General features: G+C 62.9%; 13 protein-coding genes. 10 read left to right on the forward strand and 3 right to left on the reverse strand.

Annotation, left to right across the window (positions count from 1 at the left end; translation table 11 throughout):
* Positions 1-67 precede the first annotated feature (67 nt).
* The 6 genes from hfq (at position 68) to ABGX75_RS13050 (ending at position 6713) form a co-directional block, all read left to right on the forward strand.
* Positions 68-319 (forward strand): RNA chaperone Hfq, encoded by a 252-nt coding sequence (gene hfq, locus ABGX75_RS13025; protein WP_011506578.1) that lies wholly within the window; start codon positions 68-70, stop codon positions 317-319.
* Positions 320-333: 14 nt separating this feature from the next.
* Positions 334-1653, forward strand: coding sequence for a ribosome rescue GTPase HflX (gene hflX, locus ABGX75_RS13030; protein WP_347410515.1), 1320 nt, complete (start codon positions 334-336; stop codon positions 1651-1653).
* 63 nt (positions 1654-1716) lie between these two features.
* On the forward strand, positions 1717-3075 hold the full coding sequence (gene hflK, locus ABGX75_RS13035; protein ID WP_011506580.1) for an FtsH protease activity modulator HflK: 1359 nt from the start codon (positions 1717-1719) through the stop codon (positions 3073-3075).
* A gap of 2 nt (positions 3076-3077) precedes the next feature.
* Positions 3078-3971: a protease modulator HflC gene (gene hflC / locus ABGX75_RS13040; RefSeq protein WP_110061293.1), complete on the forward strand. Its 894-nt coding sequence runs from the start codon at positions 3078-3080 to the stop codon at positions 3969-3971.
* A gap of 231 nt (positions 3972-4202) precedes the next feature.
* Positions 4203-5384 (forward strand): ATP phosphoribosyltransferase regulatory subunit, encoded by a 1182-nt coding sequence (locus ABGX75_RS13045; protein WP_011506582.1) that lies wholly within the window; start codon positions 4203-4205, stop codon positions 5382-5384.
* A 33-nt stretch (positions 5385-5417) separates the two neighbouring features.
* The gene (locus tag ABGX75_RS13050) at positions 5418-6713 is read left to right on the forward strand and encodes an adenylosuccinate synthase (RefSeq protein WP_011506583.1); all 1296 of its coding nucleotides are present in this window, start codon (positions 5418-5420) and stop codon (positions 6711-6713) included.
* Between the two features lie 198 nt (positions 6714-6911).
* Here ABGX75_RS13050 and ABGX75_RS13055 read toward each other — a convergent pair whose 3' ends face one another.
* Together ABGX75_RS13055 and ABGX75_RS13060 are read right to left on the reverse strand one after the other, a co-directional pair.
* A complete protein-coding gene (locus ABGX75_RS13055) occupies positions 6912-8507 on the reverse strand; it encodes a solute:sodium symporter family transporter (protein WP_011506584.1) in 1596 nt (531 codons plus the stop codon).
* A 220-nt stretch (positions 8508-8727) separates the two neighbouring features.
* Positions 8728-10245: a glucosyltransferase domain-containing protein gene (locus tag ABGX75_RS13060; protein ID WP_011506585.1), complete on the reverse strand. Its 1518-nt coding sequence runs from the start codon at positions 10243-10245 to the stop codon at positions 8728-8730.
* A gap of 320 nt (positions 10246-10565) precedes the next feature.
* Between ABGX75_RS13060 and ABGX75_RS13065 the strand changes: the two genes are divergently transcribed.
* From ABGX75_RS13065 to ABGX75_RS13080, 4 genes are all read left to right on the forward strand, one after another.
* Complete coding sequence (locus ABGX75_RS13065; protein WP_110061291.1) at positions 10566-12125, forward strand: glucan biosynthesis protein G; 1560 nt, start codon at positions 10566-10568, stop codon at positions 12123-12125.
* Positions 12118-14616 (forward strand): glucans biosynthesis glucosyltransferase MdoH, encoded by a 2499-nt coding sequence (gene mdoH / locus ABGX75_RS13070; protein WP_347410514.1) that lies wholly within the window; start codon positions 12118-12120, stop codon positions 14614-14616. Before ABGX75_RS13065 ends, mdoH begins: the two co-directional genes overlap by 8 nt.
* Before the next feature lie 131 nt (positions 14617-14747).
* Positions 14748-14990 carry a GlsB/YeaQ/YmgE family stress response membrane protein gene (locus ABGX75_RS13075; RefSeq protein WP_011506588.1) on the forward strand — a complete coding sequence of 81 codons (243 nt, stop codon included), beginning with the start codon at positions 14748-14750 and terminating at the stop codon, positions 14988-14990.
* A gap of 108 nt (positions 14991-15098) precedes the next feature.
* On the forward strand, positions 15099-16370 hold the full coding sequence (locus ABGX75_RS13080) for an acyltransferase (RefSeq protein ID WP_011506589.1): 1272 nt from the start codon (positions 15099-15101) through the stop codon (positions 16368-16370).
* Between the two features lie 68 nt (positions 16371-16438).
* Here ABGX75_RS13080 and gabT read toward each other — a convergent pair whose 3' ends face one another.
* Entirely contained in the window at positions 16439-17719 is a 1281-nt protein-coding gene (gene gabT / locus ABGX75_RS13085) for a 4-aminobutyrate--2-oxoglutarate transaminase (protein WP_011506590.1), read from the reverse strand.
* Between the last annotated feature and the right edge of the window lie 3 nt (positions 17720-17722).

Consider the following 17722-nt stretch of genomic DNA (forward strand, 5'->3'; position numbering starts at 1 on the left):
GCCCGATCGGCGGCTGTGACCCTTCGAAAACGACCATAAACCACAGCGAGAAGTTAGGGAGAGCAAAATGTCCAAAGGACAGTCCCTTCAAGACCCGTACTTGAACATCCTGCGCAAGGAGCGCATTCCGGTTTCCATCTTTCTGGTCAACGGTATCAAGCTTCAGGGGCAGATCGAGTCCTTCGATCAGTTCGTCATCCTGCTGCGCAACACCGTCAGCCAGATGGTATACAAGCACGCCATTTCCACGGTCGTGCCGTCACGCAACGTGCGTCTTCCTGTCCAGGACCCGAATGCCCCGGCAGAAGAAGACAGTTGATCGAGAGGCGCTGATTGTTTTTCGAACGTCCCGACGCCGGTGAAACGGCGGTTCTCGTCCATGTGGATTTCCACGACGAACAGGAACGCGAAGACCCGGGTGAATTCCTGGAGCTGGTGCGTTCCTCGGGTGTGACGCCGGCGACCCTCGTCGAGGGCAGCCGGCGTCGTCCCGATCCCAAGACCTTCATCGGCAGCGGCAAGCTGGAAGAAATTCGCGAGATACGCGAGCTTCACGGTGCCGATATCGTCATCTTCAACCATGCCTTGTCTCCCTCGCAGGAACGCAATCTCGAGCGTGCGCTGAAAAGCCGTGTGCTGGACCGCACCGGTCTGATCCTGGATATCTTCGCGCAACGTGCGCGTACCCACGAAGGCAAGCTCCAGGTCGAGCTGGCCCAGCTCGAGTACATGTCGACACGTCTGGTACGCGGCTGGACCCACCTGGAGCGCCAGAAGGGCGGCATCGGCCTGCGTGGCCCCGGGGAAACGCAGCTCGAGACCGACCGGCGCTTGCTCGGGGCGCGCATCAAGGCGATTCACAAGCGCCTGGAAAAAGTCCGCACGCAGCGCGATCAGAATCGGCGTGCACGGGCACGGGCCGAAATTCCCAGCGTCTCCCTGGTGGGATATACCAACGCGGGGAAGTCGACACTGTTCAATGCACTCACCGAGTCCGAGGTGTACGCTGCCGATCAGTTGTTCGCCACGCTCGATCCGACGCTGAGGCGGCTCAATGTGGCGGACGTCGGCCCGGTGGTGTTGGCGGATACCGTCGGTTTCATCCGCCACTTGCCCCACAAGCTGGTGGAGTCTTTCCGCGCCACGCTGCAGGAGGCCGCCGAAGCATCGTTGTTGGTGCACGTCATCGACGCGGCCGACCCGGACCGGGACTTCAACGTCGCGCAGGTCGATACGGTACTCGAGGAAATCGGGGCCGGTGACGTACCGCAATTGCTGGTGATGAACAAGATCGACTTGCTGGGAACGGCGCCGCGCCTGGAGCGCGACGAGCATGGCCGTCCCCGGATCGTCTGGCTCTCGGCACGCGAGGCCCGGGGATTCGAGCTGTTGCAGGAAGCGCTCGGCGAGCTGCTGGCCGAGGACCTGCTCGAAACGGGTTTGACGTTGGCGCCCGAACAAGGAAGATTGCGCGCAGCGTTGCACGCGTTGAATGCCGTTCAGCAAGAACAATTTGACGAGCAGGGCCGAATCCTGCTGGATATTCGTCTGCCTAGGCGTGATTTCTTTCAGTTAATGGCCCGTCTCGGTGAAAACGCAGAACATTATTTGCCGCCGGGAGCCCTCGATCGCCCGGAATGGGAACGCCCCTGACAGCGCCCGTCATGGGTGTCCCCGGCGAGATGCATCGCAATCAATGCATAGTGGAGAAGACGTATGGCTTGGAACGAGCCTGGTGGTGGAAATCAGCAGGACCCGTGGAGCGGTGGCGGTGGTCGCCGTGGTAGCGGAGGGGGCAATGGTGGTAACAACCAGGGCCCACCGGATCTCGACGAGGCGCTGAAGAAGTTTCAGGACAAACTGAGCCGCTTGATGGGCAAGCGCGGCAAGCGCGGCGGCGATGGCAATGGCGGTGCTTCGGGCGGCAAGGGCAACCCCTTCATACTGCCGGCGGTACTGACGGTATTGGCTCTGGTGATCTGGGCCGGTTCCGGTTTTTACCGGGTCGATCAGTCCGAACGCGGGGTGGTGCTGCGCTTCGGCGAGTACCATGAAACCGTGGGGCCTGGCCTGCACTGGAATCCGACATTCGTCGATCAGGTGACGATGGTCAATGTCACCGAGGTGCGTTCGTTCCGTCAGGATGCCTCGATGCTGACCAGCGACACCAACATCGTCACGGTACGCCTCTCGGCACAGTATCAGGTCTCCAATCCGCGTGATTACGTGCTCAATGTGCGCAATCCGGAGCAGAGCCTGCGCAATGCCCTCGATTCCACGCTGCGTCACGTGGTGGGCGCGAGCGGCATGCAGAACGTGCTGACCAGTACCACGGAGGTCGAGGAGGTCAAGGAGATCGACGAGGGCGGCGAGGTGCCGGACATGCCGGAAACCGTGACCGATCCCAGCGAGCTGCCGGTCATCACCATGACGCCGCCGGTGCCGGACTCGTTGCTCAGCGGCCGTGAAGAGCTCGGGCCGATGGTGGCCAAGCGTCTTCAGGAATCGCTGGATGCCTATGGGTTGGGCTTGCGCTTGCAGACCGTGAACCTCGAAAGCACCCAGGCGCCTGAAGAAGTGCAGGAAGCCGTGGATGACGTGATTCGCTCGCGCGAGGATCGTCAGCGCCTGATCAACGAGGCGCGTGCCTACGAGAATGCGCTGCAACCGCGTACCGAAGGTAATGCGCAGCGTCTCATCGAGGAGGCCACCGGGTATCGCAATTCGGTCGTGGCCGATGCACAGGGTCAGACCAGTCGTTTCCTGTCGGTGCTGGGCGAGTATCAGCAGGCGCCGGAGGTCACGCGTCAGCGTCTCTATCTGGATACGTTGAGCGACGTGCTGGGCAACAATCGCAAGGCATTGCTCGATGTGGGACCGCAAAACAATTCCATGATCTACCTGCCGCTCGATCAGTTGCGTCAGCCGCGTTCGTCGAACGCCGACAACGGTGACAGCCAGGAGGCTCGGGAGTTGGAATCGATCTCCCAGCAGGTGCAGAACGAGCCGCTTTCCGGTAGCGACAACACGAGCAGTCAGCGCCAGTCGGGCGGCATTTCGCGGGAGGGTCGTTAATCATGGTCAACAATCGTGCCTTAGGTATCGTCGCACTGCTGGCCGTGGGGGCCTGGCTCGCAAGTGCCAGTCTGTACGTGGTGACGGAAACGCAGCGGGCCATCAAATTGCGCTTCGGTGAAGTCGTCGAATCCGACATCCAGCCCGGCCTGCATTTCAAGTGGCCGGTTCTCAACACCGTGCGTTATTTCGATGCACGCGTGCAGACGCTGGAAAGCACCGAAAGCCGCTTTCTGACGGCGCGTCGCAATGCCTTGATCGTCGACTCCTATGTCAAATGGCAGGTCGTCGATCCGAGCTTGTTCTATCAGGCGACACGCGGTGACATAGCGCGTGCCGAGAACCTCATCGCGCCACGTGTCGACGAGAGCCTGCGCAACGCATTCGGCAGTCGCGAGGTGAACAAGATCATCAGCGAAGACCGCAATGAAATGCTGCAGAAGCCTCAGCAGACGCTGGACGAGGAGCTGCGCGACGAAGTCGGGGTGGCGATCCTGGATATTCGTCTCAAGCGTGTCGAGCTGCCGCAGGAAGTTCGTCAGGCGGTGTTCGAGCGCATGCGCACCGAGCGCTACGCCGAGGCACGCCAGTACCGTGCGCAGGGGCAGGAACAGGCCGAGCGCATTCGTGCGCGAGCCGATCGCGAGCGCCAGGTGAAACTGGCCGAGGCACGCGAGAAGGCGGAGACATTGCGTGGTCAAGGTGATGCCGAGGCCGCTCAGATCTACGCCAACGCGTATCAGCAGGATGAAGATTTCTTCAACTTCTATCGCTCTCTCGAAGCCTACCGCAACAGCTTCGACAAGGGTGACGACATGCTGCTGCTGAGCCCGGACAGCGAGTTCTTCCGCTACTTCCGCTCGGCTGACGGCAACGACGACGCAAGCCAGCCATAGTGGCACTCGGGCCCCCGGGGTACACCCGGGGGCCAAACGTGATAGACTCTTGACACCGGGCGAGGCCCGGTTTTTTTGTGGCCTGTCCGCGGCCTGAGTGCCCACGAAGCGGGATCGCGGCGAGGCCACGATGCGACTGTCTGGCATGGCATGTTTCCACCATGCCTTGGCGCGTCCGCACGTGACGATGCCAATATGCAATACGCCACTCATTTCTGGCAGGACCGAACGATGACCATCGCTGACCGCTGGCTGCTTCCCGACGGCATGGATGAAGTGCTACCGCCGCAGGCGACGCGCATGGAGCAACTGCGCCGTGCGTTGCTCGATCTTTATGACCGCTGGGGCTATGACCTGGTGATCCCGCCCACGGTCGAGTTCCTGGATTCGCTGTTGACCGGCACGGGCACCGACCTCGATCTGCAGACATTCAAGCTCACCGACCAGCTGTCGGGGCGGATGATGGGCGCCAGCGCGGACGTCACTCCGCAAGTGGCACGCATGGACGCGCACTCGCTGAAGCGCAGCGGCCCCGCACGGCTGTGCTATTGCACGACCGTGCTGCGTGCCAAGGCGGACAAGCATCAGGGCGGTCGCAGTCCGACGCAGGTCGGCGTCGAGTTGTTCGGTCATGCCGGCCTGGATGCCGACATCGAAGTGGTGCGGCTGGCACTGACCGGCCTGGAAGTGGCCGGGGCCGGCGAGGTTCACCTGGCACTCGGCCACATCGGCATCTATCGTGCACTGGTGCATGCGGCGGCCTTGAGTGCCGAAAGCGAGCAGGCGCTTTTCGAGGCCATCGAGCGCAAGGCTTTCAACGATGTCGATGCGCTGGTGGCTCGTGATGTCAGCGACCCCGCCCTGGTCGACATGCTGCAGGCCTTGCCGCGTCTTTATGGCGGGCAGGAAGTGCTCGACCAGGCCCGCGAGGTCTTCGCCGGGGCGCCACCCGCCGTCATGGCGGCCCTGGATGAGCTGCAGGCACTGTGTCGCGCGGTGACCGACAATCACCTGCGGGCCGAGGTCTATCTGGATCTGGCGGAGCTGCGCGGTTACCTGTATCACACGGGCATGGTGTTCGCCGCCTATGTGCCCGGGTACGGCCAGGCGCTGGCCAAGGGCGGGCGCTACGACGATACGGGGCGCGCCTTCGGGCGCGCCCGTCCGGCGACGGGGTTTTCCATGGACCTCAAACTGCTGGCGTCGCTGGAGGAAAGCGGCCCGCGCTGTGATGGCATCTGGGCGCCGGCGGACGAGCGCGCGGGGCTGGAAGACGCCATCGCGCGTCTGCGGGCATCCGGGGAGCGTGTCATTCAGGCGCTGCCCGGACAGCGCGTCGGGCCCCGCGAACAGCGCTGCGATCGGCAGCTAGTGGAATCGAACGGCGAATGGCGGGTCGAACCGCTCGCGTAAAACGGCGGATCCTTTGATCGAGAGACGAAAGCAATGGGCAAGAACGTAGTCGTACTGGGTACCCAATGGGGTGACGAGGGGAAAGGCAAGGTCGTTGACCTGCTGACCGAATCCGCTGCCACGGTGGTGCGCTTTCAGGGCGGTCACAACGCCGGCCATACGCTGGTCATCGACGGCGAGAAGACCGTCCTGCATCTGATCCCGTCCGGCGTGCTGCGCGCCGACAAGACGTGCGTGATCGGCAATGGGGTCGTGCTCTCGCCGGAAGCGCTGATGGACGAGATTCGCGAGCTTGAAGCCAAGGGCGTGCCGGTGCGCGAACGCCTGCGTCTGTCGCCGGCATGTCCGCTGATCCTGCCGTATCACGTGCGTCTCGACCAGGCGCGCGAGAAAGCGCGTGGCATCGCCAAGATCGGCACCACTGGCCGGGGTATCGGGCCCGCGTACGAGGACAAGGTGGCGCGTCGTGGGCTGCGCCTGGGCGACATGCTGCATCGCGAACGCTTTGCCTCGAAGCTCGGCGAAGTGCTCGACTATCACAATTTCGTGCTGACGCAGTACCACCACGAAGCGCCGGTGGACTTCCAGCGCGTGCTCGACGAGGCGATGGAAATCGCCGAAGAGCTGCGGCCGATGGTCTGCGATACGGTCTCTCTGGTGCATGACACCCGCAAGGCGGGCGAGAACATCCTCTTCGAAGGGGCCCAGGGGTCGCTGCTGGACATCGATCACGGTACTTATCCCTACGTGACCAGTTCCAACACCACGGCGGGAGGCACGGCCACGGGGTCGGGCGTGGGTCCGCTGTACCTGGATTACGTGCTGGGCATCACCAAGGCGTACACCACCCGGGTAGGGTCCGGCCCGTTTCCCACCGAACTGTTCGACGAGTTCGGTCGCCATCTGGCGGAGAAGGGGCATGAGTTCGGTGCCACCACGGGTCGCGCGCGCCGCTGCGGCTGGTTCGATGCCGTGGCACTGCGTCACGCGGTGCAGATCAACTCGGTCTCGGGGCTGTGCCTGACCAAGCTCGACGTGCTCGACGGCCTCGAGAACATTCGTGTCTGCATCGGCTATCGCAGCAAGGACGGCGAGACCATCGATACACCGGTCGATTCGGAAGGCTACGAAGTCATCGAGCCGCTGTATCAGGACCTGCCGGGCTGGAGCGAGTCGACACTGGGCGTCAAGCGGATCGAGGACCTGCCCAACAACGCACGTGCCTATATCAGCTTCCTCGAGGAACAGACGGGCGTACCGATCGATATCATTTCGACCGGCCCCGACCGCAACGAGACGATCGTGCTGCGCAATCCGTTTCTGGACTGAGTGCGTCACACCGAGAGAGTGAAAGACGCCCGCCCGGCACTGCCGGTCGGGCGTTCGTTCGTTGGCGACCCGTGAATGTCGAGCGTTGCCGATGCGGTATGCGGAGTGTCGGTATCGGTTATCACCCGGATGCGAACATGAAAAAAGGCCCGCGCCGTGAATGGCGCGGGCCTTTTGCATTCGGCACACGAACGTCGTCTAGCCGGCGAAGGCGGCATAGATGGCGATGACGCACAGCACCAGTACCAGCCCTACGGGCCAGGCGCCTTTCCAGGGCGTCAGATCGACGGCCTCGACATCCCGATGGACCCACTTGGTCTCACGCGGGCAGATCTTGCCGATGATCAGCATGATGGCGATCAGCAGCACGAAGACGCCGGCCACGAAGTGATACTGACTGGTGACGTCGAGAATCTTGTTGAAGGGTGGCACGAAGTAGCCCGCTGCGATCAACAGACAGCCCGCGACCAGGCCGACCTTGGCGGCGACCGCCGGCACGCGCTTGGTGAGCAGGCCCACCAGTACCACCGCGAGGATGGGAATGAAGTAGATCGCGTTCATCGTCTGCAGGTAGCTGAACAGGCTTTCCTGTCCCGCCAGCAGCGGTGCGATGACCATGGCGGCGATGGCCATGATCCAGCCGAAGATCTTGCCCGCCTTGACGACCTGGGCTTCATCGGCGTTCTTGTTGATGACGCCCTTGTAGATGCCCAGGCTGAACAGGGTCGTGGTGCTGTTGAGTGCCGAGTTGAACGAGGACAGGATGGCGCCGACCATCACCGCGGCAAAGAAACCGGTCAGATACGGCGGCAGAATGTCGAAGACCAGATGGCCATAGGCCTCGTCGGCCTGGATGCCCTGATCGGCATACATGTGATAGGCAATGATGCCCGGGAGTACCAGATAGAGTGGCCCCAGCAGCTTGAAGAAACCGGTCAGCAGCACGCCTTTCTGGCCCTCGGCCAGGGACTTGGCGGCGAACGTGCGCTGAATGATCTGCTGATTGGTGGTCCAGTAGAACAGATTGATCAAGAAGACACCGGTAAACAGCGTGGCGAAGGGAACCGCCTGATCCTCGCGTCCCATCGAGTTGAACATCTCGGGATGCTGGGTGTTGAGAATGTCCCAGCCGGCGAGGATGCCGTTGCCGTCGCTGACCGCATTGAGGGCGAAGAACACGATCAGGAAACCGCCGATGAGCAGCCCCACGCCATTGAGCGTGTCCGACACCGCCACCGTGCGCAGCCCGCCGAAGAGCGCGTAGACCGCGCCGATCAACCCGACGATCCATACCGTGGCCCAGAGCAGGAAGCTGCTGGATTCGATACCGGTCAGTCCTTGCAGGTCGAGCATGCCCTGCAGGCCGATGGCACCGGAGTAGAGCACGATGGGCAGCAGGATGACCGCATACGCGATCAGGAAGATGATGTTGCAGATCAACTGGGTGCCGTGGTCGAAGCGGATTTCCAGCAGCTGCGGCACCGTTGCGATGCCACTGCGCAGAAAGCGCGGCAGGAAGAACAGCGCCAGCAGCACCAGGGCCACGACGGCCACCACCTCCCAGGCCATGACGCTCAATCCATCGGTGAAGGCGGCACCGTTGAGGCCCACCATCTGCTCGGTGGAAAGGTTGGTCATCAACAGGGAGCCGGCGATCAGCGGAAAGGTCAGGCTGCGCCCGGCCAGGAAATAGCCGCGTGTGCTGCGCAGATCATCCCGGCGCGTGATCAGCCAGGTGATCAGGGCAACGAGCCCGGTAAAGAAAAGAAACGAGATCAGGGTCAGGGCATGCATGGAATAGGCATCCTTGGACTCTCATGAATCATGGTCGTGACGAGAAGAAGGCCGGCGACATGCCCGGCACCTATCGTCGGCCTTGGCGCAACGACCGCGTCGATATCATTGCATCGTGGGGACGAATTTTAGTCTGCGAATAGTAAACTACCATTCGCCATTTGTCTGACATTGAGGAGTCAATGTCTGCTTGACTCGATTCACGGCGGCTGCATGCGCGTCATTTTTCGGGACAGCCGCCATCGAAGGCGACGAAAACGGCCTCCCGCCAGCGATAGATCGAATACCAGCCGCGCCGTTGCAGCGGCGCGAGTGTGTCGCAGCGGGCGACGAATGCTTCCCGCAATTCGCTGCCGCCATGAAAGGCATAGCGTTCGGGGAGGCCCAGGCGATACAGGTTTTGGTATCCCCACCAGTCGCCGCCGTCGAGGTAGCTTTTCATCAGCTCATCGAGGATGGGGAAGGCTTTCATCGCGTTGGCAGTAGCGGGACTGAGCGGCAGTGTGCCCACCAAGACCAGCGGTCCCGACGTTTCGAGCCGTCTCAGGTCGTCGATCAGGCGCTGCGAGATGGTGTTTTCGAAGTGCTTCTGGTGGTTCTGTGCGTTGCCGTAGGCATAGGCGATGACCGTAGCCCCGCCCAGAACGACGATGAGCAGTCCATTGCCCAGCCATCTGAGGCCGTGCCGTTCGCAGGCGAGGACGGCACAGAAGAGCGTGCCGGCCGCCAGAGCGCCGAAGCCGATGAAGGTGCGCGGTCGCCATATGGGGTCTTGCAGGGCGGCCATGATGCCGAGAGCGCCGAGCGGTAGCAGCGCGACGATCAGGACCAGGAGCAGGCACCGCCAGGGAAGGGCCAGGGCATGTTCGTCTCGTGGCGGGCGGGCGGTACCGAGGCATAGCCCGATGCCAGCCACCACAGCGATGATCGCCAGCCCCCACCACGGTGCTCCATCCAGGACATGCGCGGCGTAACGCCAGAAGTCGAGCGTTTGCGCGAGCAGGTGGCCGGGCAGCGAGCCGGGCGCCACCATCTGGCTGTGCGTCAGGCTATAGCCGCCGGCCAGCCACAGGCTCGACAGTCCTTTGTAGATCAGTACGGTCGCGGCCCCCACGATCAGCAAGCCCAAATGCAGTCGCCAGCGGGGCGTGCCGTGAGTGGCGAGACTCAATAACACGTGGAAGGCCAGCAGGACGAAGTAAACGCTCACCGCCGCCTGGTAGAAACACAGGCTGGCCATCAGGCTCAGTGCCGCCAGGGCCAGGCCGGGCAGGCCGGGGCGCAGCACACCGGCCGCCAGGGCCAGTCCTGACGTGCTCAGAGCGAGCGCCATGGGAAGAGCGTCGAAGCGATAGGAGAGGTTCTGCAAAAAGAAAGGCTGCAGGGCAAGCAACGCCATGGCCCACCAAGCGTGACCGGTGGAAAAAGTGGCGAAGACTTGACGCAGCACGACGAGCAGCACGGCGATCACCGCCAACCCCAGCCATAATGGCAAGGGCGCGAGATCCACGACGCGTGTGCCCATGTTGAGCGCGATCATGACGCCATCGGCGAGCGGACGTGCGTTCGAGGTCCAGCCCAGCTGTCCATGCATGCTGCGCCAGATATCGTCGAGATAGAGGCGGTCGGCCATGACCAGCGGATAGGTCGCGAACATCAGCAGGGCGAAGACGGCGGCCCCTCGCCGGAGATCGGGGGATGAGGGCGTGGGGACAAATGGGCGTCTGGCTGTCGACATGCGCGCTTCTCGTCATCATTCAAGCGTTGGGGGTTAAAGCGAATGCGATCCAAGCCTACCATGGGCTCCCTTCGGACCCGCCGCAATGCTAAGCTCAGTGTTCGAGAGCATGGAGGCTGCTCGTCTCATCGAAATCTGTGTCTTCTTTGGTAACTTTCCTCTTCGCTGGCGTGACGCCGCCTGTCGAAGAATGTGATAGGAAGGGGTGGTCTGCCCCTGAAAAGCCGCAAGGGAGTAGTAATGTGAGTGTACCGAATCGACATTGTTTGACGGCAAGTGCCACGCGCCGCTGTCGTTGGCCCCTGGCGGGTGTGTTGGGTATGTGTTTGGTCTTCGCGGCGCAGACGTGCTTTGCCTTCGGATTCGAGGACGTGGTGAAGAAGGCTTCAGAGCTGTCCAAGCAAGGATATCAGGCCCCGGAGTCCAGCTTGCCGGAATCGCTGAGTCAGCTGGAGTACGCCGACTATGCTCAGATTCAAATGAAGGACGACCAGGCCTTGTGGCAGGGCGAAGACCTGCCTTTCAACTTGAAGTTCTTCCACGAAGGCATGCATTACAATAGCGCCGTGACGATGCACACCATCGTGGATGGCAAGGTTCAGGACCTGTCCTTCGACCCCGGCGACTTCGACTATGGCGATCTGGACATTCCCGAAGAGGATCTCGAGGGGCTCGGATTTGCCGGTTTCAAGGTCACCAATGCGATCAACGACGCCGAGGTGATGGACGAGGTCATGGCCTTCCAGGGGGCGAGTTATTTCCGTGCAGTGGGGCGCCATCAGACCTATGGCACCTCGGGGCGTGGCCTGGCGATCGACACGGCATTGCCCAGTGGCGAGGAGTTCCCCGCCTTTCGTGAATTCTGGGTGGTCAAACCGAGCCCGGACAGCCAGTACCTTACCGTGTTCGCGCTGCTCGATTCGCCGAGCCTGACGGGCGCCTACCGCTTCGTGCTGCGGCCCGGCGAGGACACCGTCGTGGATGTCTCCTCGCGCCTGTTCACGCGCAACGCCGTGGAGAAACTGGGCATCGCCCCGTTGACCAGCATGTACCTGTATGGTCCTGCGCAGCCCTCCGACTCCCTCAATTACCGGCCGGCCATTCACGATGCCAATGGCTTGCTGATTCATGACGGGGGGGGTGCCGGCACCAATGGCAGCGGTGACGGCGAGAGCAAGGACGATGGCAGCAAGCCCGGCTGGACCTGGCGTCCGCTTGCCAATCCCGGCCAGTTGATGGTCAACAATCAGGAAGTCGCCTCTCTCAAGGGCTTCGGCCTTCTGCAGCGCAGTCACGACTTCCACGATTACGAAGATCTGACGGACCGTTACGACCGGCGTCCCAGCGTGTGGGTCGAGCCACAGGGCAACTGGGGCAAAGGGAAGGTCGAGTTGATCCAGATTCCGACGCCGAACGAGACCAACGACAACATCGTGGCGATGTGGAAGCCCGAAGGGGCGGTCGAAGCCGGCGAAGCGTTCGAATTCAACTACCGCATGTACTGGACCACCCACGAGGCCAAGTTCCATAGTCCTGATCTATCCTGGGTCGATCAGACGCGCCGCTCGCGGGGTGAAGTGCGTCAGGACAATCTGGTGCGCGAGACCGATGGGTCGCTGGCGTTTATCGTCGACTTCAAGGGGCCGGGGCTGGAATCGCTGGAAAGCGATGCCGACATCACGGTCGAGACGGACATCGGCGATAACGGCGAGCTGGTAGAAAGCCGGGTCGAGCCCAACAAGGCCGCAGGTGGCTGGCGGATGTTCTTGCGTGTGAAGCGCAGCAACAACGGTCAACCTCTGGATATGCGCGCCTTCTTGAAGGACGGCGATCAACGCCTGTCGGAAACCTGGTACTACCGGCTACCCGCCAATGATTGAGTCAGACTCCAACGCGGTGGCGGGTGATTATCTGGAACGTTTGGCGCAGGAGACGGATGTCCGCAGTGCACGGCGAGCGTTGCTCGCCAGCGACATCGACGCGCAGGGCCTGGAGGCCCTGCACGGGAGGCTAGGTGGCCATGAGCCGCCGCCGGACGATCCCGCTGCGGTGTCGGTGGGCGCCAGGTTGTCGCTGGCCTACAGCGCACGTCCATTGGCACCGCCCGAGGTACTCACCACCGATGCACACGGCATCACGCGCCTGCACACGGCTCCGCCGCTGGCGCGTACCCCCCTGGCGCCTGAGCCCTGGGCCGCCAATCCCTTCGTGCGCTATGCGCAGCGTACCCGTAACTGGATCGGGCGCGGGTTTCGGCGGCGTCACAAGGCCCGGCAGGAGTCGCCCACGCCGCGCTGGCAGAAGGTCGGCATGTGGCGGCGCAAGGTACTGTTGCTGCTGGTCGTGGGGCAAAGCCTGGTCGCTGCCGAGTACATGCGCTCGGTGCTGCCCTATCAGGGCAAGCAGGCGCTCGAGGTTGCCATTCTGGCCTTGTTCGTGCTCCTGTTCTGCTGGGTGTCCGCGGGGTTCTGGACGGCGCTGATGGGGTTCTTCCAGCTCTTGCGCGGCCGTGACCGCTACGCGATCGACGCCCGCGACGTGCATGAAGACGCGCCCATCGACGACACGGCCCGCACTGCACTGGTGGTGCCGATTTGCAACGAGGACGTGGCGCGGGTGTTCGCGGGTGTGCGCGCCACGCTCGAGTCGCTGCGCGACAGCGGCCAGGAACGCCACTTCGACCTGTTCATTCTGAGCGATACCTTCGACCCCGACCTGGCGATCGCCGAGACGCATGCCTGGCTCTCGCTATGTCGCGAGCTGGATGCCTTCGACCGTGTCTTCTATCGACGGCGACAACGCCGCGTGAAGCGCAAGAGCGGCAATATCGACGACTTCTGCCGCCGTTGGGGCGCCAACTATCGCTACATGGTGGTGATGGATGCCGACAGCGTCATGAGCGGCGCCTGCCTGACGCGTCTGGTGCGGTTGATGGAAGCGCATCCCAAGGCGGGCATCATTCAGTCGGCGCCACGCGCCTCGGGACGCCTGAACCTCTACGCCCGCATGCAGCAGTTCGCTACGCGGGTCTACGGTCCGCTGTTCACGGCGGGACTGCATTTCTGGCAACTGGGCGAGTCGCATTACTGGGGGCATAACGCGATCATTCGTCTGGCTCCCTTCATGCGGCATTGCATGCTGGCGCCTCTGCCGGGCAAGGGGGCGCTGTCGGGCGAGATCCTGTCGCACGATTTCGTCGAAGCGGCCTTGATGCGTCGTGCCGGGTGGGGCGTGTGGATCGCCTACAATCTCGACGGCAGTTATGAAGAGATGCCGCCCAACCTGCTCGACGAACTCAATCGTGACCGGCGCTGGTGCCACGGCAACCTGATGAACTTCCGGCTGTTCCTGGCCAAGGGGATTCATCCCGTGCATCGCGCCGTGTTCCTGACGGGGGTCATGTCGTATATTTCGGCGCCCTTGTGGTGTCTGTTCCTGATCCTGTCCACGGCCTTGCTGGCGGTGCATACGCTGAGCACGCCTCAATACTTCCCCGAGCCCGGCATGATGTTCCCGGTCTGGCCTCAGTGGAATCCGACCCTGGCGGTGGGGCTGTTTTCGGCGACGGCGACCCTGCTGTTCCTGCCCAAGGTCCTCAGCGTGATTCTGGCCATTTCCCAGGGTGCCAAGGACTTCGGCGGCGGGGCGCGGTTGTTCGCGAGCATGGTGCTGGAATCGCTGTTCTCGATGCTGCTGGCGCCGGTGAGGATGCTGTTCCATACACGCTTCGTGCTCACCGCGTTGATGGGGCGGGCCATCCAGTGGCGTTCGCCCTCGCGTGACAACAGTGATACCCCATGGAGCGATGCCGTGCGGCACCATGGCATGCAGACGCTGATCGGCGCCGTATGGGCTGCCGGAGTGTATTACATGGAGCCGACCTTCCTGTGGTGGCTGGCGCCGATCGTGGGAGCCCTGATGCTCTCGATTCCGGTGTCGGTATTTTCCAGCCGTGTATCGCTGGGGCGCTGGTGTCAGCATGCGCGCCTGTTCCGCATTCCAGAGGAAACGCATCCGCCGCGTGTATTGCGGCGCATGGTGCGCCATCTCAAGCGCATGCGCCGACAGCAGGATGCCGCGCCCAACTTCGTGCAGGTCGTGGTCGATCCCGTCGCCAATGCGCTGGGATGTGCGTTGGCGACGAGCCGCCATGGCCTGTCGGCGGCGCTGCGCCGTCACCGCGATGAGCAGGTGACGGACGTGGCGAGCGAAAATCCGGAGCGGATAGGCGCGAGCACGCGACTGCGGTTCCTCGACGACCCGGTGCTGCTGTCGATGCTGCACCATCGTGTGTGGCGTTCCGCCGACGCGCACCCGGATTGGCGCGAATGCGGCACGCCTCGCCAAGTATCCTGGCGGGTGCCGGGGTGAACGGCGCATGGCGACGGACTGGGGCTGTCGCCATGCGCCGTTTCGTTCGGGTAACTGCTATGCTGGAGACGACATTCACCCCGTCGTGTGTCATGAACGGATAGCTTTCAAGGAAAGAAGGAGATGAGGCAATGAGCATCATTCTATGGCTGATCATCGGTGGCCTGGCCGGCTGGATCGCCGGCAAGATCATGCGCGGTGGCGGCTTCGGTGTGCTGGGCAATATCGGCGTGGGCATCGTGGGCGCCGTGATCGGCGGTTTTCTCTTCAGCCTGCTGGGCCTGTCGCATACCAATGTCATCGGTTCACTGATCATGGCCGTGATCGGTGCCGTCGTTCTGTTGTGGGTCGTGGCCAAGGTGCGCAAGAGCTGACGCCTGGCTGGCGACGAAAGCACGACAATGTGTGGCCCCGGCTTCGACGAGAGGCCGGGGTTTTTCGTGGCCGCCGCCGTTCAGGCGCCACTCGAGGAACTTGGGCTTATGGAAAAGGCACGGCAAACGAGTCAGAAGGAGCGCTTCATCGGCCTGGAATGGCTACGCTTCGCGCTCGGACTCTATATCGTTATCTTTCACACCTTGCATACCTACCCGTCGATCCGCGACTGGTCGCATTATGTGACCGACATCGGCTTCTTTTCGACCAGTACCTTCTTTGTGCTGTCGGGGTTTTTGCTGACCCACGTCTACCTGGACAACGAGCGCAAGCTGCGCGAACCGGCACGCAGCTTCTGGGTCAAGCGGTTTTCGAACCTCTATCCGATTCACATCGGCTCCCTGCTGCTGGCCATCGGCATTTCGTCGCTCATCGGGTACCTGGCGATCACGCCGGACGATGCCGGGATGTCGCTGCGCTTCGTCATCTATGACGTCAACAACGATCTCGGCCAGACACCGGGGGCCCTGGAACATTTCATGGGCAACGGAGAGCTGGCGCTCAACCTGGGACTCAATGTCGCCTTGCTGCATGCCTGGAACCCGTACTACCTGACCTTCAACCCGCCGTCCTGGTCGATCTCGGCGTTGATGGCGTTCTACCTGACGTTTCCATGGCTGGCGCCGCGCCTGTTTCGTCTTCGCCGTGTGGGGCGGGCTCTGCTGTTGACCAACCTGCTTTACCTGATACCGCCGCTGGTGGTGATCGCGACGACCGATTTCGGCATGCCGGAGACCGGGATTCTGCATCGCAATCCCTTGATCCGCCTGCCCGAATTCGTGGCCGGAATTCTGTTGTGCGTGTGGTACACCCGTTATCGGGCGGCGGGAGGATGGCTGAGCGCGATGCAGCGCTGTGGTCTTGCAGCGTTCGTGGCAGGGTGCGTGATCGGAGCGGTATGGCTGCTGGGGCAGGGGCATGCCTGGTATTACGTGCTGCACAACGGACTGCTGCTGCCGGCGCAGCTGGCGCTGATTCTGCTGGCCACTCAGTGGCGCACGCCCGACAGCCGGCGTGTGCGACGCCTGGCGACGCGCCTGGGGGGCGCCTCGTTGCCGATGTTCGCGCTGCACGTACCCTTATTCGTGATCTTCACCCGCATCGAGCGGGTATGGGCCGGTGAGCCCACGCTCTGCGGGAGTGACCTTAGGGGATGTCTCGACGCGGCGGGGGACAGTTCGCTGGCGTTTTATCCGCTGTTTCTCCTGCTCACCGTGATGTTCTGCGTGATGTTCCAGGAGCAGTTCGTGCTGCGCGTGCGCAATGCCATGCAGCGCTGGCTGCTGCCGCGGGTGACATCGTCCCATCCCCCAGCGTGAAAGCGCACCGTAAACGACGAAGGGGCGCCGCATGGCGCCCCTTCGACGATGGACCTCAGGTTGGCTCGTTATGCCTGAGTCAGTTCCTTGAGGCAGTCTTCGACGATGCCCAGACCTTCCTGAAGCACCTCGTCCTCGATGGTCACCGGCATCAAGAAGCGGATGGTATTGCCGTAGAGCCCGCAGGACAGCAGGATCAGGCCCTTTTCACGCGCCTTCTTGCACAGCGCGCCGGCCAGGTCCGCGTCCGGCGTGTGGTTGGCCTTGTCGGACACCACGTCGAAGGCGGCCATGGCGCCCAGGTTGCGTCCGTTGTCGACGCAGGCGAAGTCCTGCTGCCACTTGGCGAAGCGCTCGGCCAGCTTGTCGCCTAGCGCCTGGCTCTTCTCGAGAATCTTCTCTTCTTCGAAGACTTCCAGCACCGCCAGGGTGGCTGCGCAGGACACCGGGCTACCGGTGTAGGTGCCGCCGAGGGAGTTGCCGCCGGAGGCATCCATGACCTTGTCGGTACCGACCACGGCGGAGATCGGCATGCCGTCGGCCATGCTCTTGGCCATGGTGATGATGTCCGGCTCGACGCCGCTGTGCTCGATGGCAAACAGCTTGCCGGTGCGCCCGAAACCGGATTGCACCTCGTCGACGATCATCAGCATGCCGTGCTCGTCGCAGATCTCGCGGACCGCCTTGAGGAAGCTGGGCGAGGCCGCATAGAAGCCGCCTTCACCGAGCACCGGCTCGAGCACCACGGCAGCAGTATTGTGCGGATTGGCATCGGTCTTGAGCGTCATTCTCAGGCCGCGCAGCGCATCTTCCTCGCTGACGCCGTGGTAGGGCACCGGATAAGGGGCGCGGAAGACATTGCCCGGCATGCTGCCGAAATCGGTGGCATAGGGGGCGACCTTGCCGTTCATGGCCATGGTCATGAACGTCCGGCCGTGGTAGCCGCCGGTGAAGCAGATGACGTTGTCGCGCCCGGTGGCCGCACGGGCGACCTTGACCGCGTTTTCCAGCGCCTCGGCGCCGGAGTTGGCCAGCATCACCTTGCCGTGACCGCGCACCGGCGTCAGCTGGCTGAGCTTTTCGGCCACCTTCACGTAGCCCTCGTAGGGCATCACCGTCTGGCAGGTATGCATCACGCGGTCGAGCTGGTCCTTGACCGCCTGAACCACCTTGGGGTGACGGTGACCGATGTTGAGCACACCGATGCCGCCGGCGAAATCGATGATGCGATTGCCGTCGGCGTCCCAGATCAGGGCGTTTTCCGCGCGCTCGGCAAACTGGCCGGCCGGGCTCGCGGCGCCGCTGGCGACATAGCGCTGCTTGAGTTCGTTGAGCTGTGCGTTGTTCATGCT

It is taken from the genome of Chromohalobacter sp., assembly GCF_039830575.1.
Lineage (GTDB): Bacteria > Pseudomonadota > Gammaproteobacteria > Pseudomonadales > Halomonadaceae > Chromohalobacter > Chromohalobacter israelensis.